Origin of the sequence: Arthrobacter sp. ISL-85, from assembly GCF_018613675.1 — a bacterium.
Classification (GTDB): Bacteria; Actinomycetota; Actinomycetes; order Actinomycetales; family Micrococcaceae; genus Arthrobacter.
In genome coordinates this window covers 235,705-261,487 of sequence record NZ_JAGGPQ010000011.1, presented here as the reverse complement: position 1 = coordinate 261,487, position 25,783 = coordinate 235,705, and the positions used below count along the sequence as shown (strand labels likewise).

At 65.0% G+C, this 25,783-nt stretch carries 23 protein-coding genes and 1 tRNA gene; 3 read left to right on the top strand and 21 right to left on the bottom strand.

Annotated elements, in window-relative coordinates; translation table 11 throughout:
- Window position 1: 1 nt before the first annotated feature.
- The 10 genes from atpD to J7I84_RS09310 all read right to left on the bottom strand — a co-directional run bounded on the left by atpD (window position 2) and on the right by J7I84_RS09310 (window position 8,898).
- Window positions 2–1,456, bottom strand: a complete 1,455-nt coding sequence (gene atpD / locus J7I84_RS09355) for a F0F1 ATP synthase subunit beta (protein ID WP_214943799.1) — start codon at window positions 1,454–1,456, stop codon at window positions 2–4.
- 82 nt (window positions 1,457–1,538) lie between these two features.
- Window positions 1,539–2,429, bottom strand: a complete 891-nt coding sequence (locus J7I84_RS09350) for a F0F1 ATP synthase subunit gamma (protein WP_214943797.1) — start codon at window positions 2,427–2,429, stop codon at window positions 1,539–1,541.
- Between the two features lie 72 nt (window positions 2,430–2,501).
- The gene (gene atpA / locus J7I84_RS09345) at window positions 2,502–4,139 is read right to left on the bottom strand and encodes a F0F1 ATP synthase subunit alpha (protein ID WP_141160059.1); all 1,638 of its coding nucleotides are present in this window, start codon (window positions 4,137–4,139) and stop codon (window positions 2,502–2,504) included.
- A gap of 78 nt (window positions 4,140–4,217) precedes the next feature.
- The gene (locus tag J7I84_RS09340) at window positions 4,218–5,045 is read right to left on the bottom strand and encodes a F0F1 ATP synthase subunit delta (RefSeq protein ID WP_214943796.1); all 828 of its coding nucleotides are present in this window, start codon (window positions 5,043–5,045) and stop codon (window positions 4,218–4,220) included.
- Window positions 5,045–5,596: a F0F1 ATP synthase subunit B gene (locus J7I84_RS09335; protein ID WP_214943794.1), complete on the bottom strand. Its 552-nt coding sequence runs from the start codon at window positions 5,594–5,596 to the stop codon at window positions 5,045–5,047. The genes J7I84_RS09340 and J7I84_RS09335 overlap by 1 nt, the downstream gene beginning before the upstream one ends.
- 54 nt (window positions 5,597–5,650) lie before the next feature.
- A complete protein-coding gene (gene atpE / locus J7I84_RS09330; protein WP_003804776.1) occupies window positions 5,651–5,869 on the bottom strand; it encodes an ATP synthase F0 subunit C in 219 nt (72 codons plus the stop codon).
- Between the two features lie 110 nt (window positions 5,870–5,979).
- The gene (gene atpB, locus J7I84_RS09325; RefSeq protein ID WP_214943792.1) at window positions 5,980–6,780 is read right to left on the bottom strand and encodes a F0F1 ATP synthase subunit A; all 801 of its coding nucleotides are present in this window, start codon (window positions 6,778–6,780) and stop codon (window positions 5,980–5,982) included.
- Window positions 6,781–6,861: 81 nt separating this feature from the next.
- The gene (locus J7I84_RS09320; protein ID WP_214943790.1) at window positions 6,862–7,200 is read right to left on the bottom strand and encodes a hypothetical protein; all 339 of its coding nucleotides are present in this window, start codon (window positions 7,198–7,200) and stop codon (window positions 6,862–6,864) included.
- Window positions 7,193–7,675 carry a hypothetical protein gene (locus tag J7I84_RS09315; protein ID WP_214943788.1) on the bottom strand — a complete coding sequence of 161 codons (483 nt, stop codon included), beginning with the start codon at window positions 7,673–7,675 and terminating at the stop codon, window positions 7,193–7,195. Before J7I84_RS09315 ends, J7I84_RS09320 begins: the two co-directional genes overlap by 8 nt.
- 110 nt (window positions 7,676–7,785) lie before the next feature.
- Window positions 7,786–8,898, bottom strand: coding sequence for an MraY family glycosyltransferase (locus tag J7I84_RS09310; RefSeq protein WP_214943786.1), 1,113 nt, complete (start codon window positions 8,896–8,898; stop codon window positions 7,786–7,788).
- Window positions 8,899–9,187: 289 nt separating this feature from the next.
- Here J7I84_RS09310 and J7I84_RS09305 point away from each other — a divergent pair, with 289 nt between their 5' ends.
- The gene (locus J7I84_RS09305; RefSeq protein ID WP_214943784.1) at window positions 9,188–10,084 is read left to right on the top strand and encodes a glycosyltransferase; all 897 of its coding nucleotides are present in this window, start codon (window positions 9,188–9,190) and stop codon (window positions 10,082–10,084) included.
- A 46-nt stretch (window positions 10,085–10,130) separates the two neighbouring features.
- On the opposite strand, the gene J7I84_RS09300 is transcribed toward J7I84_RS09305, so the two are convergent.
- The 10 genes from J7I84_RS09300 to argS form a co-directional block, all read right to left on the bottom strand.
- Window positions 10,131–10,898, bottom strand: a complete 768-nt coding sequence (locus tag J7I84_RS09300; RefSeq protein ID WP_214943782.1) for a WecB/TagA/CpsF family glycosyltransferase — start codon at window positions 10,896–10,898, stop codon at window positions 10,131–10,133.
- Entirely contained in the window at window positions 10,898–11,743 is an 846-nt protein-coding gene (locus J7I84_RS09295; RefSeq protein WP_214943779.1) for an L-threonylcarbamoyladenylate synthase, read from the bottom strand. The genes J7I84_RS09300 and J7I84_RS09295 overlap by 1 nt, the downstream gene beginning before the upstream one ends.
- A gap of 12 nt (window positions 11,744–11,755) precedes the next feature.
- Window positions 11,756–12,640 carry a peptide chain release factor N(5)-glutamine methyltransferase gene (gene prmC, locus J7I84_RS09290; RefSeq protein WP_214943776.1) on the bottom strand — a complete coding sequence of 295 codons (885 nt, stop codon included), beginning with the start codon at window positions 12,638–12,640 and terminating at the stop codon, window positions 11,756–11,758.
- Between the two features lie 12 nt (window positions 12,641–12,652).
- The gene (prfA, locus tag J7I84_RS09285; RefSeq protein ID WP_214943773.1) at window positions 12,653–13,726 is read right to left on the bottom strand and encodes a peptide chain release factor 1; all 1,074 of its coding nucleotides are present in this window, start codon (window positions 13,724–13,726) and stop codon (window positions 12,653–12,655) included.
- A gap of 230 nt (window positions 13,727–13,956) precedes the next feature.
- Window positions 13,957–16,098, bottom strand: a complete 2,142-nt coding sequence (gene rho / locus J7I84_RS09280; RefSeq protein WP_214943770.1) for a transcription termination factor Rho — start codon at window positions 16,096–16,098, stop codon at window positions 13,957–13,959.
- Window positions 16,099–16,392: 294 nt separating this feature from the next.
- Window positions 16,393–17,367, bottom strand: a complete 975-nt coding sequence (gene thrB / locus J7I84_RS09275) for a homoserine kinase (protein WP_214943767.1) — start codon at window positions 17,365–17,367, stop codon at window positions 16,393–16,395.
- Between the two features lie 2 nt (window positions 17,368–17,369).
- Window positions 17,370–18,476, bottom strand: a complete 1,107-nt coding sequence (thrC, locus tag J7I84_RS09270; protein WP_214943764.1) for a threonine synthase — start codon at window positions 18,474–18,476, stop codon at window positions 17,370–17,372.
- Complete coding sequence (locus J7I84_RS09265) at window positions 18,477–19,793, bottom strand: homoserine dehydrogenase (RefSeq protein WP_214943761.1); 1,317 nt, start codon at window positions 19,791–19,793, stop codon at window positions 18,477–18,479. It lies immediately after the preceding gene.
- Window positions 19,794–21,269 carry a diaminopimelate decarboxylase gene (gene lysA, locus J7I84_RS09260; RefSeq protein ID WP_214943758.1) on the bottom strand — a complete coding sequence of 492 codons (1,476 nt, stop codon included), beginning with the start codon at window positions 21,267–21,269 and terminating at the stop codon, window positions 19,794–19,796.
- A 5-nt stretch (window positions 21,270–21,274) separates the two neighbouring features.
- Window positions 21,275–22,939, bottom strand: a complete 1,665-nt coding sequence (gene argS / locus J7I84_RS09255; protein ID WP_214943755.1) for an arginine--tRNA ligase — start codon at window positions 22,937–22,939, stop codon at window positions 21,275–21,277.
- Between the two features lie 497 nt (window positions 22,940–23,436).
- Between argS and J7I84_RS09250 the strand changes: the two genes are divergently transcribed.
- Window positions 23,437–23,509 (top strand) — tRNA-Arg (locus J7I84_RS09250).
- 93 nt (window positions 23,510–23,602) lie between these two features.
- Here J7I84_RS09250 and J7I84_RS09245 read toward each other — a convergent pair.
- Window positions 23,603–24,553: a cation diffusion facilitator family transporter gene (locus J7I84_RS09245; protein WP_214943753.1), complete on the bottom strand. Its 951-nt coding sequence runs from the start codon at window positions 24,551–24,553 to the stop codon at window positions 23,603–23,605.
- 126 nt (window positions 24,554–24,679) lie between these two features.
- On the opposite strand from J7I84_RS09245, the gene J7I84_RS09240 reads away from it, so the two are divergent.
- Entirely contained in the window at window positions 24,680–25,732 is a 1,053-nt protein-coding gene (locus J7I84_RS09240; protein WP_214943750.1) for a M4 family metallopeptidase, read from the top strand.
- Window positions 25,733–25,783 lie beyond the last annotated feature (51 nt).

The following is a 25,783-nucleotide window of genomic DNA, read 5'->3' as shown; positions in this document are numbered from 1 at the left end:
ATTACTTGGTCTGTTCCTGGATCTTGGCCCACTGGCGCTCAACGTCATCGAGGCCGCCGACGTTGAAGAACGCCTGCTCCGCGATGTGGTCGAGTTCGCCGTCGCAGATGGCCGCGAAGCCTTCAACGGTGTCCTTGATGGAAACCGTGGAGCCCTCCACGCCGGTGAACTGCTTGGCGGTGTAGGTGTTCTGCGAAAGGAACTGCTGGATGCGGCGTGCACGCGACACGACGATCTTGTCTTCCTCGGAGAGTTCATCGACACCAAGGATGGCGATGATGTCCTGGAGTTCCTTGTTCTTCTGCAGGATCTGCTTCACACGGACGGCCGTGTTGTAGTGGTCCTTGCCGATGTACTGCGGGTCCAGGATTCGCGACGTGGAAGTCAACGGATCAACCGCCGGGTACAGACCACGGGAGGCGATTTCACGGGAAAGTTCCGTGGTGGCGTCGAGGTGCGCGAAGGTGGTGGCCGGGGCCGGGTCGGTGTAGTCATCTGCGGGAACGTAGATGGCCTGCATCGAGGTGATGGAGTGGCCCTTGGTGGACGTGATGCGCTCCTGCAGGAGGCCCATCTCGTCAGCCAGGTTGGGCTGGTAGCCCACTGCGGACGGCATGCGGCCGAGCAGGGTGGAAACCTCGGACCCTGCCTGGGTGAAGCGGAAGATGTTGTCGATGAACAGCAGCACGTCCTGGTTCTGCACATCGCGGAAGTACTCCGCCATGGTCAGTGCGGACAGGGCCACGCGCAGACGCGTTCCCGGCGGCTCATCCATCTGGCCGAACACAAGGGCGGTGTCCTTGAGGACGCCTGCCTCTTCCATTTCCACCCAGAGGTCATTGCCCTCACGGGTACGCTCGCCAACACCGGCGAACACGGAAGTACCACCGAAGTTGCGGGCAACACGGGTGATCATTTCCTGGATCAGAACAGTCTTTCCCACGCCGGCACCGCCGAACAGGCCGATCTTTCCACCCTTGATGTACGGGGTGAGGAGGTCGATGACCTTGATGCCGGTCTCCAGCATCTCCGTGGAGCCTTCGAGCGAAGCGAAGTTGGGGGCCTTGCGGTGGATCGGCCAGCGTTCGCTGATCTCCAGCTCGGACTCGGTCACGTCAAGGGGCTGGCCCAGGACGTTGAAGATGTGGCCCTTGACGCCGTCGCCGACGGGAACGGAGATCGGGGCCCCGGTGTCAATGACGCCGGTGCCGCGGACCAGGCCGTCGGTCGCCTGCAGCGAGATGGCGCGGATGAGGTTGTCACCGAGGTGCAGCGCAACTTCGAAGGTGATGGTCTTGGTCTCACCGTTGAGAGTGATCTCGGTGGTGAGGGCGTTATAGATCGACGGGATTGCGTCAGCCGGGAATTCGACGTCGACAACCGGGCCGATTACGCGCGCAATACGGCCGGTTGCACCGGACGTTGCGGCTACGTGTTCGGTAGCAGTGGCAGTCATCTCTCTCACTTCATTCAGTAGATGGCGTGGGGTTAAGTCTATCTGTGGTGGTGCTGGTTCCGCGGAACCGAGGGGCGGGAGGCTACGACGCGAGGGCGTCGGCACCTGCAACGATCTCGGAAAGCTCCTGCGTAATTTCGGCCTGGCGGGCCGTGTTGCGCAGGCGCGTGTACTTCTTGATCAGGTCGGTTGCGTTGTCGCCTGCGGACTTCATCGCCCGCTGGCGGGCGGCAAGCTCGGAGGCCGCCGCCTGCAGCATGGCTGCGAAGATACGGGATTCGATGTAACGCGGCAGCAGGGCGTCAAGGACACGCTCCGTTTCCGGCTCGAACTCGTACAGCGGCAGGAGATCCGATTCGGAGGCAGCCTGCTCTTCCACAACTTCAAGCGGGAGCAGGCGGATGACCGTCGGTTCCTGGGTGACCATGGACTTAAAGCGGGTATAGACAACGTGGATTTCATCCACGCCGCCTTCCTCGAAGTCGGTTGCGAATTCTGCCAGCAGCGCCTCGCCGATCTCACGGGCGGTCGTGAACTCTGGAGCGTCCGTTCCGCCGGTCCAGACCCGCGCGTACTCGCGGCTCCTGAATTCGAAGTAGGCCTGGGCCTTTCGGCCCACGAGGTAGGTCTTGACTTCCTTGCCTTCAGCGTGGAGCAGCTCGAAGAGACCTTCCGCCTGCTTGAGCACACCGGCGGAGTAGGAACCTGCCAGGCCGCGGTCCGAGGTAATAACCAGGACGGCGGCACGGCGGATCTGCTCCGGCTCGGTGGTCAGCGGGTGGTCGATTTCGCTTTGGCTGGCGACAGCAGAAACGGCGCGCGTGATCGCGTTCGCGTAAGGCAGTGAAGCTGCTACGCGCGCACGGGCCTTCCCGATGCGCGAGGTAGCGATCAGTTCCATCGCCTTGAAGATCTTGCGCATCGACGTGGTCGAGCTGATCTTCTGGCGGTAGACCCGGATCTGGGCTCCCATACTTATCCTTTCCTAACATTCCGTAGCCGGGTGTGCCGGACCCTGGGGTCCGGCACACCCGGCGGATCGGAACTAGCGCTTCTGCTTGACGATCTTTTCCTGGTCGACTTCGCCCTCGGAGATAGCGTCATGCTCCTCGTGGCCGGCGCCTACCAGGTGGTTGTCACCCTCGCCGAAGAAGCCCTTCTTGAAGTCCACAATCGAGGACTTCAAGGCGGCAACGGTGTCATCGTCCAGCACGTTGGTCTGGGCCAGCGTGGTCAGGATCGAGGACTTGTGGCGGAGGTGCTCCAGGAACTCGGCTTCAAAGCGGCTGATGTCCTCGACGGGAACGTCATCCAGGTAGCCGTTGGTGCCGGCCCAGATGGACACAACCTGGTCCTCGACCGGGAACGGCGAGTACTGGCCCTGCTTGAGCAGTTCCATCAGGCGGGCGCCACGGGTCAGCTGCTGGCGGGACGCTGCGTCCAGGTCGGATGCGAACATCGCGAACGCCTGCATGTCGCGGTACTGGGCAAGGTCCAGCTTCAAGGTACCGGAGACCTTCTTCATGGACTTCACCTGGGCTGCACCGCCAACGCGGGATACCGAGACACCCACGTCAACAGCGGGGCGCTGGTTGGCGTTGAAGAGGTCCGACTGCAGGAAGATCTGGCCGTCAGTGATGGAAATGACGTTGGTCGGGATGTAGGCGGACACGTCGTTCGCCTTGGTCTCGATCAGCGGCAGGCCCGTCATGGAACCGGCACCGAGCTCGTCGGAGAGCTTGGCGCAACGCTCCAGCAGGCGGGAGTGCAGGTAGAAGACGTCGCCCGGGTAGGCTTCGCGTCCCGGCGGGCGGCGGAGCAGCAGCGACACGGCGCGGTATGCCTCGGCCTGCTTGGACAGGTCATCGAACACGATCAGGACGTGCTTGCCGCCGTACATCCAGTGCTGGCCAATGGCCGAGCCTGCGTACGGTGCCAGGTACTTGAAGCCTGCGGGGTCGGACGCGGGAGAGGCCACGATGGTGGTGTACTCGAGCGCGCCGTTGTCCTCAAGGGTCTGGCGGATGGCGGCGATGGTGGACGCCTTCTGGCCAATGGCGACGTAGATGCAGCGGACCTGCTTGGTGACATCGCCCGAAGCCCAGTTGGCCTTCTGGTTGATGATGGTGTCGATCGCGATGGCGGACTTGCCGGTCTGGCGGTCGCCGATGATCAGCTGGCGCTGGCCGCGGCCAATCGGGATCATCGCGTCGATGGCCTTCAGGCCGGTCTGCATCGGCTCGTGGACCGACTTGCGCTGGGTCACGCCGGGCGCCTGGAGTTCCAGGGCACGGGTGGTCTCAGCCTTGATCTCGCCCAGGTCGTCCATGGGCTGGCCCAAGGGGTCAACCACGCGGCCGAGGAAGGCGTCGCCAACCGGAACGGACAAAACCTGCCCGGTGCGGTGCACTTCCTGGCCTTCTTCGATGCCCTGGAAGTCACCGAGGATAATGACACCGATCTCGCGGACGTCAAGGTTCTGGGCCAGGCCCAGCGTGCCGTCTTCGAAGCGAAGAAGCTCGTTCGCCATGACCGAGGGAAGGCCCTCAACACGGGCGATGCCGTCACCTGCGGTCGTTACACGGCCAACCTCTACGCGCTCTGCGTTTCCGGGTTCGTAGGACGCCGCGAACTCGTTCAACGCATTACGGACGTCGTCGGCGTTGATGGTCAATTCGGCCATCTGCAGTCCCTGCTCTCCTGTTTGTGATCACCGCAAACGGTGACCGGGGTTTCTATCAGTTTGGTTGTGCTTGTCCGGCTAGCCGGCCAGCTGGCGTTGCAGTTCGCCCAGCCGGGAAAGGACGGAAGCGTCGAGCACTTCGTCTCCCACCTGGACGCGGATTCCGCCAATGAGCGACGGGTCAACGTTGACGTTGACCTTGAGTTCCCGCCCGTACAGGGCATTCAGGCCCGCCTGGAGGCGTGACTGCTGCGTCTGTGACAAGGGGCGGGTTACGCTGACCGTTGCAATCCAGCGCTGCTGCCGCTTGGCCGCCAGTTCGGCGAACCGCTCCACAAGCCGGGTGGGCTTGATTCCGCGTGGCTGGCTGACTGCCTGCGTAATGAGGACTCTGGCTTCCTCACTGACGCCCGGCACCAGCTTGCCGGCAAGGGCAGCCTTCGCAGCGGCGCTTGCCTGCGGTTCGGACAGAGCACGTTGTACCTCGTGGTTGGAGGCAACAGCCTGGTTGAAGGAAAACAGGTCATTTTCCAGCTCCTCCAGGCCAGTGATTCCGGAGGCAGAAACGGCCGACTTGTTTTCAGCAACGGAAATGACCACCGTTGCGGCAAGAGTCTCGAGTGCATCGCCGATGTCACGCGCCGATGCCCAGCGTGAGCTGGCCAGCCCGCCCGCGATCTCAGCAGCATCAGCGGAGACTTTTCCGCCAACCAGCTGCCGTACCAGCGCCGACTTTTCGTCACCGCTGCGGGAGGGGTCAGTCAGGGCCCGGCGCAAGCCAGCCGAGCTGTCCACCATTCCCAGAATTCCGAAGAGTTCCTTTGCCAGCTGCAGCGACGCCGTGGGAAGCTTCGCTTCCAAGGCGGCAAGGGCTGTTGCCAGCGATCCGCTCGATACGCCTGCCATTACTTAGCTGCACCTGCGTTCTGGGACTCCAGATCTGCCAGGAAGCGGTCCACTACCCGTGCTGCACGTGCGTCGTCGTCGAGGGACTCGCCCACGATGCGGCCGGCAAGGGTGGTGGCCAGGGTGCCAACCTCAGAGCGCAGGGACACAACGGCCGCCTGGCGCTCGGATTCGATCTGCGCGTGGGCCTGTGCGGTGATGCGGGCAGACTCAGCTGCCGCCTTCTCCTTGAGATCCGCGAGGATCTGGGCACCTTCGGCGCGGGCTTCCTCACGGATGCGGTTGGCTTCGGTGCGGGCGTCGGTCAGCTGCTGCTTGTACTCTTCGAGTGCAGCAGACGCCTCAGCCTGGGCCTTTTCAGCCTTGGCGATACCGCCTTCGATGGCCTCGGCACGCTCTGCGAAGGTCTTCTCGAACATCGGGACAACGTACTTGACCGCGATGAAGAAGAGGATGGCAAAGCCCACAAAGACAACCAGCATTTCCCAGCCATTGGGAACAAGGGGGTTGACGTCGCCTTCAGCGGCGGCTGAGATGATCAGCTGATGCATATTTCACCCGTCCTTATCTACTCGGTTCTGAATGTTCGCTGAAGTTCTGAAGGTTTACTTGAGAACGAAAGCGAAGACCAGGCCCAGGATGGCGAGTGCTTCGGTCAGGGCCAGGCCAAGGAATGCGATCGGCTGCAGGACGCGCTGGGCTTCCGGCTGACGTGCAACGCCGTTGATGTAGGCAGCGAACACGAGACCCACACCGATACCACCGCCGATAGCCGAGAGGCCATAGCCGATGAGGTTGAGGGAGCCGTTGATGGAGCCTTCCATTTTTTTTCCTTTCAAGATGCCACTTCTGCGGCAGGTTGTTTGGGTTGCTTCATCCCCGCAAGGGGAAGACTGTGGTGTGCCGTAGGAGCGTCCCGCCCCGGGCGGCGTGCCTAGTGGCTGTCGGCGTGCAGTGCGCCTTCGATGTAGATCGCGGTCAGCAGCGTAAAGACGTAGGCCTGCAGGACCATGATCAGGGCTTCAAGCATGTACATGGCGATCGCGCCGGCAAGGACCAGGACCGAGGTTCCCTTCAGCAGGACGTTCTCCTGCATGATGAGGTACTCGATGCCGGAACCGGCGATCATCACGATCAGGTGGCCGGCGAGCATGGTCGCGAACAGACGGAGGCTGTGCGTGACGGGCCGGACAACGAAGTTGGAGATGATTTCGATCGGAATAACGATCGGCAGGATGTACCACGGCACGCCCGACGGGACGGTGGCCAGCTTGAAGTAGCGCAGGCCGTTCTTCTTCAGGCCGATCGCGATCCACGTGACGTAGACCAGGCCGGCCAGCACGTACGCTCCACCCACGTGCGAGAACGTGGGGAGCTGGAACACCGGAATGGCGCCGTAGATGTTGTTGACCAGGATGAAGAAGAACAGGCTGAACAACAGGGGGACGTACTTGATGAAGTCCCTGCCGCCGATGATGTCCTTGGCAATTCCGTTGCGGACAAAGCCGTATGCGGCTTCGCCGGCGAACTGGAGCTTGCCGGGTACCAGCTGCTGCTTGCGTGCGGCGAGCACGAAGAAGACGGCGATAAAGACGACAGAGAGGAGGACCAGCAGCATCTGCTTGGAGAATCCTTCTGCGGCACCCCACGGCAGAATTGCCGGCAAATGCATTTCGTTAATACCAGGAGGAGTAAACTCTCCTGAATCTTGGGCCGGGAGCGCAAGCGCGATCAACGCGTTTCCTCTCTGCAGTGTCCATCATTGGGCGTTGGGCGGGGTCCGGCAGCCTGACAGCCTGCTGTTCCCCCTGTGAAATTATTTGGCATTATCTGTTCCGTCCTGGGACGGTGCGCTGGGAGCATGGCGCCCACCAGCAATTTTTCGGGAACTGGTGAAGCCGTGCATGTGGGAAAGGTAGAAACCTCCGACGGCTCCAAGCAGAGCGCCTGCGAGCACAATCCAGCGCGTTCCCCACAGATAATCCAGTCCCCACCCTATCAAACTCCAGACGACGATTCCGCCAATGATGTAGCTGAATACAGCCATTCCAGCGTTGTAGCCGCCATCGGTGGACTGGTCGGATGCAGCCGGCGTGGACCCGCTTGAGCCGTGCTTGCCATGTGCGCCGCCTGTAGTTTTTTTCGGATCACGCATCGGATGCTTCCCTGTCTTCTGGATCGTTGTAGATCTGGAGCCGGGCCCTGCTGAAGCCATGGATCTCCGCGGCCTGCCAAAGGACGACCGCCACGACTGCGCCGATGACGAACCAGCGGCCATGGAGCCACTCCGGAGCACCGATGACGAACAGGACGACGGCAAAGCCAACTACCTTGATGAAGTAGGTGGCGACGAACATCCCTATCGCGCCCGAGGGGTTGCGGCGTCCCACAAAGTGCCCCACCAGCAGGCTGATGCCGAAGAAGAGCATCACCAGCAGGCCGCCAAGGAAACTGGACACCGCCCCGGTTGTCCCGTTCAGGAGACCGGCAGGGATGGCGCACAGCACAAGTCCGGAAGCGGCGGCAATTGAACTGCGCTTGAGCAGGTTCAGCCAGAGCGAACGGGTGGGACCGGACGTACCAACGGGTCCATTGCCGGACGCAGGTCCGGATTCGGCGTTGGAGGTCATGCGATCCAATCGTCGGCACCACATGGCGGATCACCAGGAGGCAGGGGGTGGAGTGGCAGCTTGGGCTGCCCCTAAATTCTACATGAGATAGAAATAATTCCGAACCGCCGTCACGCCGCGGTTTCCCCAGCTCCGCGGGACAGGTACGGCCAGGCAGTGACCAGTCCCATGACCAGTGTGGCGAAGACGTCCACGGCGAGCACGATGTGCCAGGGGAGGACGGCGAACGCCAGTCCGCCGAAGGAGAGCACGGCGGTCCACAGATACATCAGGATCACGGCGGTACGGTGCGAATAGCCGATGTCCAGCAGCTTGTGGTGGAGGTGTCCGCGGTCCGCTGACCAGGGCGAACGCCCGCGCGCTGTCCGGCGGACTACGGCCAGCCCCAGGTCCAGCAGCGGAAGGAAGAGGACGGCGAAGGGAAGCAGGATGGGAATGACGGTGGAGATACCGTTGGCGCGGTCGTAGAGGCCCGAGGTGATCTGCCCCGTGGACACGACGCCGGCCGAGGCCATGAGGAGTCCAATCAGCATGGCGCCTGAGTCGCCCATGAAGATCTTCGACGGAAAGAAATTGTGCGGCAGGAAGCCCAGGCATCCCCCCACCAATACAGCGGTAATCAGCGTAGCCAGGTCCGAATAGTCCAGCAGCACTGCGTTCCGGTGCACCCAGTAGGCGGTGAAGAAGAATGCCGTGCCGCCGATAATGGCCACTCCTGCAGCGAGGCCGTCGAGTCCGTCAATGAAATTGAAGGCGTTCATGGTGGTGACGATCAGTCCGGCCGTCAGCACTATCCGCAGCGTTCCGTCATGGAGGTAAATGGGTTCCGGCACCCAGGGGACGATGGTCATTTGGACACCCCAGGTGGCTACTGTCAGTCCGGCGGCGCTCTGGCCGATCAGCTTCACCCACCACCGGATGTCCAGCAAATCGTCAGCCACGCCCACCAGGACGATCACGGCGGCGCCAGCCAGGACACCCCACGGTGAGAAGTTGTTGCGGTAGATGTCCTTGACGAAGAAGGACTGGCTGGCAACGACCAGCGCCACCATGACGCCGAGGAAAATCGCCAACCCGCCCAGCCTGGACACCGGCGTGGAATGCATGTCGCGGCTGCGGATGGGCAGGTGCAGCTCAAGCCGGTGCCCCACAACGCGGGCCCCCCACGTGGCCGCGTAGGAGACGATGGCGGCGGTGAGCCCCATGAGCAGGTACATGATCATGGGACGGGAACCGCAACTGGCGTGATGGTGCCGAAGATGTTCAGCTGCTGCGGCAGCCGGTTCGGGGCGGGTGGGCTCACGGGCCGGGAATCTGTTCTTCGATAAATGAAACTTCTCCGTCGCCGAGCGCGCAGCAGGCAGTGCGCACAGTCTTACGCGCAGCGCCTTACAGGGCTGTATTACAGTGGACTCTAGTCAAAGATACTAGTGCCACCGGCACCATGGCTCTGCGCCACACGGGCGCACAACAGGTGGGGAACTCCCTGGCGGCCATGCTGAAAGGACCTCCATGACCCCCCGCATTGCGGTTGCCGCCGTGACTTTCGACCGGCCCAAGGAACTGTCGGTCCTGCTGGATTCGATCAACGCGCAGAGCCGGCAGGTGGACACGATTTGCCTGGTGGACAGCGGCACCACTCCGGCCGAGGACGTGGCGGCGGCGCACCCCAACGTGGACTATGTCCGCTCCGAAGCGAACCTCGGCGGCGCCGGCGGGTTCGCGCTGGCCGCCCTCAAGGCGGTGGCCAGCGGTGCACGCTGGATCTGGATGATGGACGACGACGCCGAGCCCGCTGATCCGGAATGCCTCGCCACGCTGCTTCGTGAGGCGGAGGCACGCGACCTTGAGGCAGTGGTCCCCTTGGTCACGGCGCCCGGCCACCCCGACCGGCTGTCCTTTTTCTTCCGCCTGGATGGCAAGGTCACGCATGACAGGGCCGAAGTGGAGAAACTTGGCTTCCTGCCGGACGATGGCCATTTCTTCAACGGTGCGTTGATCCGCTCCGACGTGTTCTTCAAGGTAGGCCTGCCGGACATGCGCCTGTTTATCCGCGGGGATGAGGTTGATTTCACCATCCGCCTCCGCAAGGCCGGGATCCGCTTTGGCACGGTCACCACCACCGCCATCACGCACCCGCACGCCTTCGGGGAAACGCAGCACGTCTACGGCGCCCGCTGGCACGTTATCGTTCCGGACTCCGCCTTCAAGCGCTACTACTACTACCGGAACCGTGGCTATCTCATCCGCCGGTACTTCCGCGTGCGCTCGTTCGTAGCCGACGTGGGCGGCTACCTGGGCTACTTCCTGCAGCGCAGGGACGTTCCGGGCTTTTTGGGCTGGGCGCGTACGTTCACCGCCGGCCTGCGGGGTAAGGGCTTTGCCCCACTGGAAGACCAGAAGTTCTAGGCAACCCGCCGCTGTCTTCCACTCCCCCGCTGCTTTCGGGCCCCGTTTATTTGGCCAGCCCCGCCCTTTTTAGTCTTCGGGCGGCCAGGAGCCACAGCAGGACCCAGGGCTCCCCCAGGACACGGTAGGCAACGCGGCGGGGATGCAGCAGCAGGCGCCAGGCCCACTCCAGGCCCATCCTGCCAAGCCAGCGGGGAGCGAGCTTCTGGACCCCCGCCAACTGTTCGATGGCGCCCCCCACGGCGCAGTACACGGCCGGCGGCATGTCAGCCAGCCGGCGCTGCAATACTTCTTCCTGAAGCGGCATGCCCAGGCCAAGCAGGACCAGCTGCGGCTGTTCACGGTGCAACCAGGCAACGGCTGCTTCTTCCAGGGCAGGACCCCACCCTTCGCCGGGAAAGCCTGACACGCGGGCGCCCGGCACGATGTCCTTGAGCCTGCTGACTGCCCCGGCGTTCGCTTCCGTGCCGGCACCGATGACGGCGATCCGTTCCAGGCCGCGCACCTGGCCAAGTGCCGGCAGCCAGTCCGTGGAACCGAGCCGGTAATCCATGACGGGGCCTTCGGCGTTGCCGGTCCTCCCCCACAGCCACAGGACGGGTGCCCCGTCCAGGAGCACAACGTCGCTGTCCTCGTAAAGGCGCCGGAATCCGGCGTCGGACAGCGCAAGGGTGACGCTGTGCAGGTTGTGGCCCAGGACGGTACGGGTTGATCCTTCCGCCAGGAAGCTGCTCAGTTCCGCCACCAGCTCGGGGACCCGCAACGGCGTGGCGTGGACGTCCAGGACAGGAATCGGCTGGCGGTCCAGCGCCATCAAGGCTGCTGGCTCCCGGCCGGTGTGGTGGATTCCGCTGCTGGAGCCGGCACGGCGGATGAGCCGGACGCGGCAGGTGCGGGCCCGGCGTCGTCCTCTGCGCCCCCTTCTCCGGACTCCCCGCCGGATACCTCCCCAGGGCCTGCCACCTCCCCTGGGCCGGCTTCCTCCTCAGCCATGGGGATCTCCCCCAGCCCCAGGACACCCGGGACGTGCTCGCGGAGCTGGTCCAGGCTCACTGCTCCGTTGCGGACCACCCGGAGAACGGGACCCGTGGCGTCCACGATGGTGGACGGCACTCCGGCCTCGCCCTCAACGGGACGCTGGCCGCCTTCCAGGTATACCTCCACGGAATCTGCCAGCTGCTCCCGGGCGGCAGCGGCAGTCTGCGCAGGAGCGTGGCCGGTGCGGTTGGCGGAGGACACGGCCAAGGGGCCGGTCAAGGTCAGCAGTTCGAGCGCCACTTCGTCGGCCGGCATCCGGAGCGCCACGGTCCCCTTGGTTTCGCCCAGGTCCCAGTCAAGGGACGGCTGTGCGTGCAGGATCAGGGTCAGGCCGCCGGGCCAGAAGGCCTCGGCCAGCTTTCGGGCGTCCGTTGAAACGTCAGTGGCCAAGCCATCGAGTGCGTTGATGCGGGGGATCAGGACGGGCGGCGGCATGGTGCGGCTGCGCCCCTTGGAAACCAGCAGCATGGTGACGGCCTGCGGCGAGAACGCATCTGCGCCGATCCCGTAAACCGTGTCCGTGGGGAGCACGACGCACTTCTTTTCGCTGATGGCACGCTGGGCGTCCTCGAGGCCCCTGGCCCGCTCGTCATCGGTGGTGCAGTCATAAGTTGTGGTCACTGGCCCATTCTTTCATTTCCGTGGGGTCTGGTCCGCGAGCACGGCGCTGGTGGCGCGCTCCTTGCCGTTAAGGTCCAGGTGCGTGGTGATCGCTGTCCAGGTTCCGCTCCTGGCAAGCATGGCGGCAATCCCGCCGGCCTGGACTTCGGCGTGTTCCATGACGAAGTAGCCCCCTGGCCGCAGCAGGCGCGCAGCGGAGTCCGCCGCCGCCGTCGGAAGTTCCATGCCATCCGCTCCGCCGCCGTACAAGGCCTCGGGCGGATCGTGCAGGGCTACCTCGGGTTCGTTGGGGATGGCTTCGGCCGGGATGTACGGCGGGTTGGAAACCACGACGTCGACGCTTCCGTTGAGTTCCGGAAAGGCGTCGCGCAGGTCCCCGAGGACAAGGTTGACGCCCAGTGGCGCCAGGTTTTTCGCTGCCCACGCGTGTGCGAACGGGCTGTATTCGACGGCGTGCACCTCGGCTCCGGGAACCTCTGAGGCGAGGGATCCGGCGATGGCGCCGGATCCTGTGCCAAGGTCCACAATGCGGGGATTGACCATGCCGCGGACGTGGTCGATAGCCAACTGGACCACCGATTCGGTCTCCGGACGCGGTATGAACACTCCCGGCCCCACGGCCAGTTCGAGGTAGCGGAAATGCGCCACTCCCGTGATGTGCTGGAGCGGGATGCGGCGCGCACGTTCGGCTACGAGCTCGGCATATCCGTGCGGCGCGGGGGCGTCTCCGAGCATCATGGAGCGCAGGCGTCCCAGCCCGACGTTCAGGAGATGGTCCGCCAGGAGCTCCGCGTCGGTCCGGGGGCTGGGGACTCCTGCCTCAGCCAGGAGTGCGGCGGCCTCACGGACCGCTGCGGCCAAGGTCCGTGCAGGCGCCGCGTGGGTGGGCTCGGTCATGGTTGCTTCCGGTCAGTCCCCGATGGCGTCCAGCCGCGCCTGCTCATCCATCTCGATGGCGGACTGGATGACCGGTTCCAGGTCACCGTTCATGACCTGGTCCAGGTTATAGGCCTTGTAGCCGGTGCGGTGGTCCGCAATCCGGTTTTCCGGGTAGTTGTAGGTGCGGATGCGCTCGGAGCGGTCCATGGTGCGGATCTGCGACTTCCGCTGGGCCGAGTTCTCGGCGTCGATCTGCTCCTGCTGGTGCGCCAGGATGCGTGCCCGGAGGACGCGCATGCCGGCTTCGCGGTTCTGCAGCTGGGACTTTTCGTTCTGCATGGCCACCACGATGCCCGTGGGAAGGTGGGTGATGCGCACGGCGGAGTCCGTGGTGTTGACCGACTGTCCGCCCGGACCCGATGACCGGTACACATCGATCTTGAGGTCGTTCTGGTTGATTTCGAGCTCTTCAGGCTCGTCAACTTCGGGCAGGACCAGCACGCCGGCAGCGGACGTGTGGATGCGGCCCTGGGACTCGGTCACGGGCACCCGCTGGACGCGGTGCACGCCGCCTTCGAACTTGAGCCGGGCGTAGACACCTTCGGCGGGGTCGTTCGAGTTGCCCTTGACGGCCACCTGGACATCCTTGTAGCCGCCAAGGTCGGATTCGGTGGCGGAGATGATTTCGGTCTTCCAGCCGCGGGACTCAGCGTACCGGGTGTACATGCGCAGGAGGTCGCCGGCGAACAGGGCAGCCTCGTCGCCGCCTTCGCCGCCCTTGACCTCAAGGATCACATTGCGTGCATCATCCGGATCGCGGGGAATCAGCAGGCGCCGGAGCCGGGCGGCAGCCGTTTCCAGCGCAGCCTCCAGTTCAGGCACCTCAGCGGCGAACTCGGGATCCTCGTCAGCCATTTCCCTGGCGGCAGCGAGATCGTCGCGGATGCTTTCCCACTTGTGGTAGGCGTCAACAATGCCATTGAGCTGAGCCGACCGCCGCCCCAGCTTCCGGGCAAGCCGCTGGTCAGCATAAACAGCAGGATCCCCGAGCTGCGCCTGGATGGAGTCATGCTCATCAAGCAGGCCCTGTACGGACTCAAACATCTATAAACCTCTTTCGACTTGTACAAGTCTAGTAACAAACAAAACCGGGACAGCGGCTGGTGACTTAACGACGAAGCCGCACGGATTTTTCCGCCCCGGGAGTGGCATCGGGCCTGCCGGAGCTGGGAGGCTGACGATCGAAGATCGAAAGCCTCCCAGCGTAGGGGCGGGGGCGGAAAAATCCGTGCGGCGTCAGCACCGGGGCAGCAAATCAGCCGCGCCCCTGAGCCTTATTTGTCGTTATCCGACTTCGCACCAAGCGTCGTCTTCTGTACCTGCATGAGGAACTCGACGTTGCTCCCGGTTTCCCGGATCTTGTTGGTGAGCAGTTCAAGGCTCTGCTGGGTCTCGAGTCCGGACAGGACGCGGCGCAGCTTCCACATGATCTTGACTTCTTCGGGCGAGAGCAGGTTCTCCTCGCGGCGGGTACCGGATGCGTTGACATCCACTGCCGGGAAGATGCGCTTGTCTGCCAGCTGGCGGGACAAGCGGAGCTCCATATTGCCGGTGCCCTTGAACTCTTCAAAGATGACCTCGTCCATCTTGGAGCCGGTCTCGACGAGAGCGGTGGCCAGGATGGTGAGCGAGCCGCCGTTTTCGATGTTGCGGGCGGCGCCGAAGAAGCGCTTGGGCGGGTAGAGGGCTGCGGAGTCCACACCACCGGAGAGGATACGGCCGGAGGCCGGTGCCGCCAGGTTGTAGGCACGGCCCAGGCGGGTCATGGAGTCCAGGAGGACCACCACGTCCATGCCCATTTCCACGAGGCGCTTGGCGCGTTCGATGGAGAGTTCGGCCACTGTGGTGTGGTCGTCGGCGGGACGGTCGAAGGTGGAGGCAATGACCTCGCCCTTGACGGTGCGCTGCATGTCCGTGACTTCTTCGGGGCGTTCGTCAACCAGCACCATCATGAGGTGGACCTCAGGGTTGTTGGTGGTGATTGCGTTGGCGATGGACTGCAGGATGAGCGTCTTGCCGGCCTTGGGCGGGGAGACGATCAGGCCGCGCTGGCCCTTGCCGATGGGGGCCACGAGGTCGATGACGCGGGGGCCGATCTTTTTGGGATCGGTCTCGAGGCGCAGGCGCTCGGACGGGTAGAGCGGCACGAGCTTGGCGAACTCCACGCGGTCCTTGAGCTCTTCCGGCGTCTTGCCGTTGACCGACGTGACGCGGACCAGGGCGTTGAACTTCTGGCGGGCGGACTGCTGGCTGCGGTCTTCGCCTTCGCGCGGAGCACGGATTGCGCCTACAACGGCGTCACCCTTGCGCAGGTTGTACTTCTTTACCTGGGCCAGGGAGACGTACACGTCGTTGGGACCGGGCAGGTAGCCGGAAGTGCGGATGAACGCGTAGTTCTCCAGGACGTCAAGGATGCCGGCGACCGGCAGCAGGACGTCGTCGTCGGTGACCTCGACGTCGTCCACGTCCGGACCCTGGTTACGGCCGCGGCGGCGGTCGTTGCGGTCACGGAAGCGGTCGTTGCGGGAGTTGTTGTCCCGGTCCTGGCCGCCGGAGCGGTCGTTGCGGTCATTCCGGTCCCGGCGGTTACGGCGGTTGCGGCGGCTTCCACCGTCGGAGTCGTCGTTGTCGCGGGTGTCCCGGGCGCCGTCGCGCTGGCCTGCCTCGCGACTGCCGGTGTTATCGCGGCCGCCATCGGAGTCGCGGGTGGTGTTGTCGCGGCCGCGGGTGCGGCCGGTTTCACGGCGGTCGGCGCGCTGGCCGGAGTCGCCCGCTTCGGCGGGGGCTTCGGTACGCTGCTCGCCCGAACGCTGCTCGGCTGCACGCTGTTCCGCTGCCGGCTGCTCCGCCGGGGTTTCCACCGGGGCTTCCTGGACGGAGGCGGCCGCATCGCTGCGGCGGCGGTTGCGGGTGCGCGGCTGGCGGCGCTCGGGAGTGCCTTCCGTGGCCTCAGTGGTTTCCACGGGGGCGGCCGACGGCGCCTCAACGGTTGCAGTGGCAGGTGCGGCAGCGGCTTCCACCACCGGAGCTTCGGTTGCGGGGGCAACCACGCCGTCACTGACTGCGCGGCGGCTGCGTCCGCGTCCGCGGGTACGGGTGCCTTCAGCGGCAGGAGCTTCCGCGGCAGCGGCCTCCGGAGCGGCTGCGGCGGGAGCCACGGTGCTTTCCGGAGCCTTTTCCGCTGCCTTCGCGGGGGTCTTCACGGTAAGGGTCCCTGCGCGGTGGGCGGAGATGGCCGAGACCAGGTCCCCCTTGCGCATGCGGGAGCCACCGGAGATACCGAGCTGGCTGGCGAGGGCCTGCAGCTGGGCGAGCTTCAGGCCGGCGAGGCCGCTGCTCTTGGCGGGTGCGGCCGTTGATTCGGCAGCAGAAGTTGTGTGTTCCACAGCTGGCGACAGCTCAGTGGTTTCGGTCACGAAGGATCCTTCCCCCTCGACGGCGTCCAGACTGGGAGCTGGACGCGATGATTTGATCTGGGCTGCAGTTCAGATCTACAGCCGGGATTTTCGGCCTTGCCGGTTGGATTTCGGCCAGCAGGGCCGGATACTGATTCACCTTGCGCTGCGCCCAAGGCACAACGCCGGGCTGACGGTTCAGGGGCAGTTGGATGCTGCAGATTCCTGCGACAGACCAAGCAGGCGGCACCGGAATACATTCACAGTGGTAGATCAAACAGCAACTGAATGCAGGAGCAGATCAGAAAGGCGGAATTACCGCCGGTGCAGTTCAACCTTAGCACCTTCAACGTCCACTGCGAGCTTCAGGACGCGCCAGCCGATGTCCGGTGTGTTCTCCGCGGTAAAGGCTTCGATAAAGGCCAGGGCGTTAGCCGCCTGGGCTTCACCGTTGGCCAACACTAAAACGGTCGGTCCGGCCCCGGAAACCACGGCCGCGTATCCCGCCTTGCGGAGTGCGCCGATCAGCGCCGCGCTGGGCCGCATGGCCTCGGCCCGGTAGCTCTGGTGCAGGTAATCCTCGGTGCCCGGCAACAGGTATTCAGGCTTCTGCGTCAGCGCGTGGATCAGCAGGGCGGCCCGGCCGGAGTTCATGGCAGCCGCATGGTGTGCCACCGACGCGGGCAGCAGGGCCCGGGCTGCTTCGGTGGAGAGTTCGAAGTCGGGTACAGCCACGATGGGGATGATGGAACCGGCAACGGTGGCGCTGGTGCTGCTGTACTGCTCACTGTCCTGCCATGAGAGCGCCAGTCCGCCGAAAATGGCGGGTGCGACGTTGTCCGGGTGGCCTTCGAGCTCGCTGGTGACCTGGAGGATCCAATCCTTTCCGCGCTGGCTTTCGGCCGGCACCATGGCGTTGGCAGCTGAAACGGCGGCTACCACGGCAGATGCGGAGGAGCCCAGCCCCCGGCCATGCGGGTTGACGTTTTCGGCAACCACCTTCAGGCCGCCGTGCCGGTAGCCCAGCCGTTCGAAAGCGAGGTCCATCGCGCGGACCACCAGGTGGCTGGCGTCCCGCGGCAGCGTGTCAGCGCCCTCTCCCCGGAGCTCGAACACGAGCTCGTCCGAGTCAAGGCTTTCCACGGTGACGGTGTCGTGCAGGGCAAGTGCGAGCCCCAGGCTGTCGTAACCGGGACCAAGGTTGGCCGTGGTGGCGGGCACGCGGACGGTGACGCGCTGGCCCGGCTCGATCACGTGCAGTCCGACGGCGGCCTGCGAGGTGGTGTCCAAGGCTATTTGTCTTCCAGTCCCAGCTCAGCGGCGACGGTGACGACATCGTTGGGGACCTTCACCGGCTGGACATCGCTGCCGTCCTCGGTGCGGAGGGCCCACTGGGGGTCCTTGAGTCCGTGGCCGGTCACCGTGATGACGATGGTCTTCCCGCTGGGGACCTCGCCGGCGGCGTGCTTTTTGAGCAGGCCCGCCACGCCAGCGGCGGAACCGGGCTCCACGAAGACGCCTTCCCTGGCTGACAGCCAGCGGTGGGCGTTCAGGATTTCCTCATCGGTGACGGCCTCGATGAGCCCACCGGATTCGTCACGGGCGCCCACGGCGCCATCCCAGGAAGCGGGGTTTCCGATGCGGATGGCGGTAGCGATGGTGTCCGGCTCGGTGATGGGGTGGCCGGCCACGAAGGGGGCAGCACCGGCAGCCTGGAAACCCCACATCGCGGGTGTCCTGGTGGATACTGCGGGAAGCGTCCCCGCCGTATCCGATTCGAAGGGCGCGGAGTACTCCTTGTAGCCCTTCCAGTAGGCCGTGATGTTGCCGGCATTGCCCACGGGCAGCACGTGGATGTCAGGTGCGTCGCCGAGGGAATCGACCACTTCGAAGGCACCGGTCTTCTGGCCCTGGATGCGGGCGGGGTTCACTGAGTTCACCAGGAAGACGGGGTAGGACTCCCCGAGCTTGCGGGCGATGTCCAGGCAGTTGTCGAAGTTGCCGTCCACCTGGAGCAAGGTGGCGCCGTGGGCGATTGCCTGGCTGAGCTTGCCCATGGAGATCTTGCCTTCAGGCACCAGGACGGCGCACTTGAGACCGGCGGCCGTGGCGTAGGCAGCGGCGGATGCGGACGTGTTGCCGGTGGAAGCGCAAACGACGGCCTTGGCACCGGAAGCAACTGCAGCCGTCATTGCCATGGTCATGCCCCGGTCCTTGAAGGAGCCGGTGGGGTTCATCCCCTCCACCTTCAGGTAGACCTCGGAACCGGTGAGTTCGGAAAGCTTTTGCGCGCGCACCAGCGGGGTGCCGCCCTCCCCCAGGGTGATGACCCTGGTGGACTCCGTCACGGGCAGGCGGTCAGCGTATTCGCGGATGACACCGCGCCATTGGTGAGCCACTTAGACTCCTTCTACCCGCAAAACGGATGTCACTGAATTGATGACGTCCAGGCCCTTCACGGCCTCGACGGTGGCTGCAAGGGCAGCCTCTGACGCGCGGTGGGTAACGATCCGCAGTTCGGCCGACTCCACATTGGAAGCCGAATCCCGGTGGATGGTCTGCCGCATGATTTCGATGGAGACACCGTGCCCGGCGAAGAGCTGGGCGATCTTTGCCAATACGCCCGGCTGGTCGGCAACGTCCAGGCCGATGTAGTAGCTGGTGGTGGCGGCGTCGATTGGCAGCGCGGGAACGTGGCCTGTGGTGGTTTCGGTGCGTCCGGGACCACCCAGGACCAGTCGGCGGGCGGCTGACACGAGGTCGCCCAGAACGGCAGATGCTGTGGGGGTACCGCCGGCACCCTGGCCGTAGAACATCAGCTCACCGGCGTTTTCGGCCTCGATGAACACCGCGTTGAAGGCACCGCGGACAGCTGCCAGCGGATGTTCCCGGGGCAGGAGGGTGGGATGCACCCGGACGGACACGCCTTCGGTGCCGTTGGCGTCGGTCAGTTTCTCCGCGATGGCCAGCAGCTTGATGACGAAGCCGGCGTCTTTCGCGGCGGAGATATCCGAAGCACTGACGGAGGAGATTCCTTCGCAGTGGACATCCTCCAGCGCGAAACGGGTGTGGAAGGACAGCGACGCGAGGATGGCGGCCTTGGCGGCGGCGTCGTGCCCTTCGACGTCGGCAGTGGGGTCCGCTTCCGCGTACCCAAGGCGCTGGGCCTCAGCGAGGGCGTCCGCGAACTGGGCGCCGGTGCTGTCCATCTGGTCAAGGATGAAGTTTGTGGTGCCGTTGACGATACCCAGCACCCTGGTGATCCGGTCGCCCGAGAGGCTGTCGCGGATAGGCCGGAGGATGGGGATGGCGCCGGCGACGGCGGCCTCGTAGGACAGCTGGACGCCCGCCTTGTCCGCCTCTTCGTAGAGCGTGGGGCCGTCCTGCGCCAGGAGTGCCTTGTTGCCGGTGACCACGCAGGCACCGTTCCGCAGCGCGGAGAGGATCAGCGTGCGCGCGGGCTCGATGCCGCCCATCAGTTCGATGACCAGGTCAGCGTCCTTGACGAGTGTTTCGGCGTCGGTGGTGAAGAGCTCCTGTGGCAGGTCCACGTCGCGGGGGGCGTTGACGTTGCGCACGGCGATGCCGCTGAGCTGCAGGCGGGCACCGGTGCGGGCAGCGAGGGCGTCGGCGTCCTCGATGAGGATCCGCGCAACCTGGGCCCCAACGTTGCCACAGCCCAGCAGGGCTACTTTCAGCGTTCGCATTTCCGTCATTCAGGCTCCCATGTCGCGGTTCAGCAAGTCTTCTTCGGTTTCCCCGCGGACAATCAGCCGGGCAGATCCGTCGCGCACCGCGACAACGCCCGGCCGGGCCAGATAGTTGTAGTTGCTCGAGAGGGCCCAGCAGTAGGCGCCGGTTCCCGGTACAGCAAGCAGATCACCGGCTGCCACGTCCTCGGGCAGATATACATCTCTAACAACTATGTCGCCGCTCTCGCAATGTTTGCCCACCACGCGGGACAGCTGCGGGGCCGCGGTGGAGGTGCGGGAGGCCAGGACGGCCGAATAATCCGCGTCGTAGAGCACCGGGCGGGCGTTGTCGCTCATGCCGCCGTCCACCGAAACATAGCGGCGGGGATACGTAACGTTGTTGCCCGCGTCACCGTCGCCGGAAGCGCCGGGTGCGTCCACGCGGACGGTCTTGAGCGTGCCCACCTCGTACAAGGTGAAGGTGGTGCTGCCCACGATGGCGCGTCCGGGCTCGATGGAGATGCGCGGCGAGTCGATGCCCAGCTCGGCGCAGGTGGAACGCACGACGGCGGCCATCGCGTTTGCGATCTCCGTTGCGGGGCGCGGGGTGTCCACCGGCGTGTAGGCAATTCCGTAGCCGCCGCCAAGGTCAAGTTCCGGCATGGTGATGGAGTATTTTTCCTGCATGGCGGCCAGGAAGCGCAGCAGCTTCTCCGCGGCCAGCTCAAACCCGTCGGGCTCGAAGATCTGCGAGCCGATGTGGCAGTGCAGGCCCAGCAGTTCGATGCCTGGGTTGGCTGCCGCCACAGCCACAGCTTCCTCGGCGGCGGAGACACCGGCTTCATCGGTGGTGTCGGCCGCCATGGAGAGGCCGAACTTCTGGTCCTCATGGGCGGTGGCAATGAATTCGTGCGTGTGGGCATGCACTCCGGGGGTAAGCCGCAGCATCACCTTCGCCTGCTCCCCGCGGGCCTGCGCGATTGCCCCGACGCGCGCGAGTTCATCCAGGCTGTCCACCACGACGCGGCCCAGCCCCATGTCCAGTGCCCGGTTCAGTTCGGCGTCGGACTTGTTGTTGCCATGCAGCGCAACCCGCTCCCCCGGCATCCCGGCTCGGGCGGCCACTGCCAGCTCTCCGCCGGATGCGGTGTCCAGGCGCAGCCCTTCCTCCTCCACCCACTTCACCACTGCGGTGCAGAGGAAGGATTTTCCGGCGTAATAGACGTCAACGCCGCCGCAGATGTCGGCGAAGGCGGCGTCAAACGAGTCCTTGAAAGCGCGGGCGCGGGACCTGAAATCCGCCTCATCCATGACGAACAGGGGCGTGCCGAACTGTTCCTTGAGCTCCTGCACGTCCACCCCGCCAACAGTGAGGGCGCCGGAGCCGCTCCGGACCGCGCTGCCTGCCCACATGGGCTCCTGCAGCGCGTTCAGGTCGGCTGGGACCTGCAGCCATTCCGGGGCAAGCGGGGACGCGGCGGTGCTTGGGGATACTGTCATCGTGCTTACATCCGTTCCGGCGCGGAAACGCCCAGCAGGTCAAGGCCGTTGGCCAGTACCTGGCTGGTGGCGTCGTTGAGCCAAAGCCGGGTGCGGTTGAGGTCCGTGACGGGTTCCTTCCCCATGGGGGCGATGCGGCAGGCGTCGTACCAGCGGTGGTAGGCCCCCGCGATGGACTCGAGGTGGCGTGCCACGCGGTGCGGTTCGCGCAGTTCCGCGGCTTTGGCCACAATCGACGGGTAGCTGCCCAGGTAGGACAGCAGCTCGTTTTCCGTGGGGTGATCCAGGAGGGATGCGTCGAAGCTGTCCTGGCCGTCCAGCTGGCGTTCGACGCCGGCGGCCACGGCATTGCGCGCAGCGCCGCGGGAGCGGGCGTGGGCGTACTGGACGTAGAACACCGGGTTCTCGTTGCTGTGCTTCTTCAGCAGTTCGGGATCGAGGGTCAGCGGCGAATCTGCAGGGAACCGGGCCAGGGAGTAGCGGACCGCGTCCTTGCCCAGCCATTCGATCAGGTCCTTGAGCTCGATGATATTGCCTGCGCGCTTGGACAGCTTGGCCCCGTTGACGGACACCAGCTGGCCGATGAGCACCTCGATGTTGACCTCGGGGTCGTCGCCCGCGGCGGCGGCGATGGCCTTGAGCCGGTTAATGTAGCCGTGGTGGTCAGCGCCCAGGAGGTAAATCTTTTCGGTGAAGCCACGGTCCTTCTTGGACAGGTAGTAGGCAGCGTCCGCAGCGAAGTAGGTGGGCTCACCATTGGCGCGGATCATCACGCGGTCCTTGTCGTCGCCAAAGTCCGTGGTCCGCAGCCAGACCGCACCGCCGTCGTCGAACACGTGGCCCTGCTCGCGAAGGCGCGCCACGGCACTTTCGATCGCACCGGCGTCGTGAAGTTCCTGTTCGGAGAAGAAGACGTCGAACTCGACGCCAAAGCCCGCCAGGGTGGCTTTGATGTCCTTCATCTGGGCCTCATAGGCGGCGGCCCGGATGACGGGCAGGGCGGCCACTTCGGTGAGCTCGCGGATGTCCGGATGCGCGGTGAGGACCTCGTGGCCAAGGTCGGCGATGTACTGCCCGGGGTAGCCGCCGTCCGGCACGGGAAGGCCGTGCAGGCGGGAGTAGACGGAATTGGCGAAGGTGTTCATCTGCGAGCCGGCGTCGTTGATGTAGTACTCGGCCGTGACATCCGCGCCCGAAGCGCGCAGCACGCGCGCGATCGAGTCGCCCAGGGCAGCCCAACGGGTGTGCCCGATGTGCAGCGGCCCGGTGGGATTTGCGGACACGAACTCCATATTGACGGTGCGCCCGGCGAGCGCGGTGTTGGTGCCGTAGTCCTTGCCGGCCTCTACGATGACCTTGGCCAGGGCACCGGCGGCTGCGGCATCCACGGTGATGTTCAGGAACCCCGGGCCGGCGATATCCACGGCGGAGACGCCGTCGATGGACTTGAGCCGGCTGCTGAGGACGGCGGCGAATTCCCGCGGATTGGTGCCGGCGTGCTTGGCGAGCTGGAGGGCGATGTTGGTGGCCCAGTCGCCGTGGTCCCGGTTCTTGGGCCGCTCCACACGCACCTCAGCCGGAATGGCTGACTCCGCAAGGGCAATATCGCCGGCGGCGACGGCGTCCTTGAGGCAGGCGGATATGGCGAGGGAAAGTTCTTCGGGAGTCACCCCTCTAGCCTACCGGGGGCCAGTGACAGCAAAGAATCCGGCAGCCGCGCCCGGCAGGTGGCCTGGAGAGAATGTTCCCGGCCGCTCCTGCTGCTGGTAAGGAGCGCTGATGAGGTGGCCTACGTGGAAGAACTCCGGAATTCAGGCGTCCATGTCCTGGTGCGGCTGGCGGATGGCTCCGAGCCGCCCGCCGGCCTGGCCTCCGCGTCTGCCGGAGGCCCTGGTGGGGAGGGCCGCCTGGACGGAAAGGCGCTTGCGGCGCTGGTCGCGGATATTGCCGGGCGGGAGGTCTACGTCTCCGGTTCCCCCGCAAGCGTTGCATCCCTCCGGAGCGCAGCCAGGCGTGCGGGCGCGCCGGGTCCGCGCGGACCCTTTCTCGGGCTACTGAGGCTGCTTCCGCACTGTCCAGGGCTGGTCCCGGTGGTGGTTTTCCCTTGCGGGCCACCTTCCTGCTAAGCTCTAGGACGTCCCGCCGGGAACGGCCGGATACCCTGATTGCCCTCGTAGCTCAGGGGATAGAGCGTCTGCCTCCGGAGCAGAAGGTCGTAGGTTCGAATCCTATCGAGGGCACAAGTAAACCCCCGCCGCTTCAGAGGAAGCTGCGGGGGTTTCTTCGTTTCACCGCTTGCCCGCCGTAGCTGGTGTTCCGGCAGGTTGTGCCGGTTAGAAGTGCAGGGCTGCCTCGTCAAGGGTCGCCAGGGTCAGCACCGCTTCCTCAACCGTTTCGTGATCCTCCAGCTCGCGCTCGATCCGGCGCAGGACCACCGCCACCTCATGCTCCGGGTGGTCCCCCTCGAGGTCCACTGCCGCCACGAGGTACAGCTTGCGCGGGCCGACGAATTCCAGGTGCAGGTAGGTGAGCCGGGCTATATCGCGGTGCTCCAGTACCCGCCGGGCCATGGACCGCTCGATGTCCGGAGTTACGCCCTGGCCCACCAGGAAACGCCGGTTGCGGTCGATCAGGATGACGGCGACGACGGCGAGCAACACTCCGACGGCGATCGAACCGATCGCGTCCGGCAGCGGTGATCCGGTGACCTGGTGCAGGAACACGCCCACGAACGCCATGACGAGGCCGATCAGGGCCGCGGCGTCCTCCGCGAAGACTGCGCGCAGGGTGGGATCTGAGCTGATGAGGACCTGTTCGAGGGTGTGCCGTTCCATTTCGTGCGCTGCCTTCCGGGTCTGGCGGAAGGCCTGGATAAACGAGATTCCTTCGAGGACGAAAGCCACGGCCAGCACCACGTAGGCCACCATGAAGTCCGCCGCCGGCTCAGGAGCGATGATCTCCTGGATGCCGTGCATGATGGACACCACTGCCCCGGCAGTAAAGAGGCCGAATGCGGCGAACATCGACCAGACGTAGGCCTCCCGGCCATATCCCATGGGATGGCTCTCGTCCCGGGGCCGGGCAGACCGCCGCTCCGCGAAGAACAGGAACACCTGGTTCCCGGTGTCTGCCCAGGAGTGCGCTGCCTCCGCGGCCATCGAGGCTGAGCCTGAAAGGACGGCGGCAACCGACTTCGCCGCCGCCACGAGCACATTCGCAACGAAGGCGATGATGACCGTCAGCAGGGTGGAACTGGACTTGGTTCGCTTTTCGGTTTCAGCCATGCGCCTACCGTACCCAGCTCAGCCCGCTGCAGCCGTCCGGGAGGCTCCGGAATTCGTGGCCGCGGCATCCCGGTCATTGTCAGTGGCCCCTCGTAGGCTGAATCCACCTAGTTGAGGGGGTACGCCATGCTCGTTCCATTCTGTTCAATCATTCCGCCGTACATGCTGCAGCGGCTGGCGCAGCAGGATTCGCCGGAGTTCTCATCCGCGGCAGGTGCCGCCCGGAAAGCACTGGGCCACGTCGAATCGTTCCAGGCTGCACGTTCCCAGGCAGTTCCGGCCCTCCCGCCAGGCCTGCGGGACGTAAAACCCGGGCCGGTCAAGCGCGCCATCTATGATGCCGGCGGGGACGAAACCCTGCCGGGCAATCTCGTCCGCAAAGAAGGCGGAACCGCCACCGGCGATGCCGCCGCCGATGAAGCCTACGACGGGCTGGGGGCTACGCACCGGCTCTATGCCGAGGCCTTCGGGCGGGATTCGGTGGACGGACGCGGGCTGAAGCTTGATGCCACGGTGCATTTCGGCAAGCTGTACGACAACGCTTTCTGGAACGGCAGCCAGATGGTCTTCGGTGACGGCGACGGCGAGGTCTTCGAAAGGTTCACAAAGTCGGTGAGCGTCATTGGACATGAACTGGCACACGGGGTCACCCAGTACTCGGCCGGGCTTGCTTACCGGAACCAGGCCGGCGCCCTGAACGAATCCATGTCCGACGTCTTCGGCTCGCTTGTTGAGCAGTACGTCAAGAACCAGTCCGCAGCGCAGGCCAGCTGGCTGATCGGGGAAGGCCTCTTTACGCCCAAGGTCCAGGGGCGGGCCCTGCGGTCCATGAAAGCCCCCGGGACTGCGTACGACGACGATGTCCTGGGCAAGGATCCGCAGCCTGACTCCATGGACTCCTATGTCCGGACCAGCGCAGACAATGGCGGCGTCCACATCAACTCCGGTATCCCCAACCGCGCCTTCTACCTGGTGGCGGAGGCCTTGGGCGGCTATGCGTGGGATGCGCCGGGCCGGATTTGGTACGAGACCCTGACCAACGGTTCCCTGCCGGCCTCAGCCACGTTCAGCGTCTTCGCCCGTGCCACCGTGCGCGCTGCCGGCGCTCTTTTCGGGCAGGAATCCCCCGAGCATGACGCCGTAGGGGCGGCGTGGGAAACTGTAAAGGTCAAGGTTTAACCACTGCCCCGGCGGCCCACTCGCTGGCTCCGGGCCGTATGGAAGCCCAGG

What these genes read in the sequence shown, in the direction of transcription:
- atpD (WP_214943799.1), bottom strand. Translation starts at nt 1,456, where the DNA reads ATGACTGCCACTGCTACCGAACACGTAGCCGCAACGTCCGGTGCAACC.
- J7I84_RS09350 (WP_214943797.1), bottom strand. Translation starts at nt 2,429, where the DNA reads ATGGGAGCCCAGATCCGGGTCTACCGCCAGAAGATCAGCTCGACCACG.
- atpA (WP_141160059.1), bottom strand. Translation starts at nt 4,139, where the DNA reads ATGGCCGAATTGACCATCAACGCCGACGACGTCCGTAATGCGTTGAAC.
- J7I84_RS09340 (WP_214943796.1), bottom strand. Translation starts at nt 5,045, where the DNA reads ATGGCAGGCGTATCGAGCGGATCGCTGGCAACAGCCCTTGCCGCCTTG.
- J7I84_RS09335 (WP_214943794.1), bottom strand. Translation starts at nt 5,596, where the DNA reads ATGCATCAGCTGATCATCTCAGCCGCCGCTGAAGGCGACGTCAACCCC.
- atpE (WP_003804776.1), bottom strand. Translation starts at nt 5,869, where the DNA reads ATGGAAGGCTCCATCAACGGCTCCCTCAACCTCATCGGCTATGGCCTC.
- J7I84_RS09320 (WP_214943790.1), bottom strand. Translation starts at nt 7,200, where the DNA reads ATGCGTGATCCGAAAAAAACTACAGGCGGCGCACATGGCAAGCACGGC.
- J7I84_RS09315 (WP_214943788.1), bottom strand. Translation starts at nt 7,675, where the DNA reads ATGACCTCCAACGCCGAATCCGGACCTGCGTCCGGCAATGGACCCGTT.
- J7I84_RS09310 (WP_214943786.1), bottom strand. Translation starts at nt 8,898, where the DNA reads ATGATCATGTACCTGCTCATGGGGCTCACCGCCGCCATCGTCTCCTAC.
- J7I84_RS09305 (WP_214943784.1), top strand. Translation starts at nt 9,188, where the DNA reads ATGACCCCCCGCATTGCGGTTGCCGCCGTGACTTTCGACCGGCCCAAG.
- J7I84_RS09300 (WP_214943782.1), bottom strand. Translation starts at nt 10,898, where the DNA reads ATGGCGCTGGACCGCCAGCCGATTCCTGTCCTGGACGTCCACGCCACG.
- prmC (WP_214943776.1), bottom strand. Translation starts at nt 12,640, where the DNA reads ATGACCGAGCCCACCCACGCGGCGCCTGCACGGACCTTGGCCGCAGCG.
- prfA (WP_214943773.1), bottom strand. Translation starts at nt 13,726, where the DNA reads ATGTTTGAGTCCGTACAGGGCCTGCTTGATGAGCATGACTCCATCCAG.
- J7I84_RS09265 (WP_214943761.1), bottom strand. Translation starts at nt 19,793, where the DNA reads ATGACGGAAATGCGAACGCTGAAAGTAGCCCTGCTGGGCTGTGGCAAC.
- lysA (WP_214943758.1), bottom strand. Translation starts at nt 21,269, where the DNA reads ATGACAGTATCCCCAAGCACCGCCGCGTCCCCGCTTGCCCCGGAATGG.
- J7I84_RS09245 (WP_214943753.1), bottom strand. Translation starts at nt 24,553, where the DNA reads ATGGCTGAAACCGAAAAGCGAACCAAGTCCAGTTCCACCCTGCTGACG.
- J7I84_RS09240 (WP_214943750.1), top strand. Translation starts at nt 24,680, where the DNA reads ATGCTCGTTCCATTCTGTTCAATCATTCCGCCGTACATGCTGCAGCGG.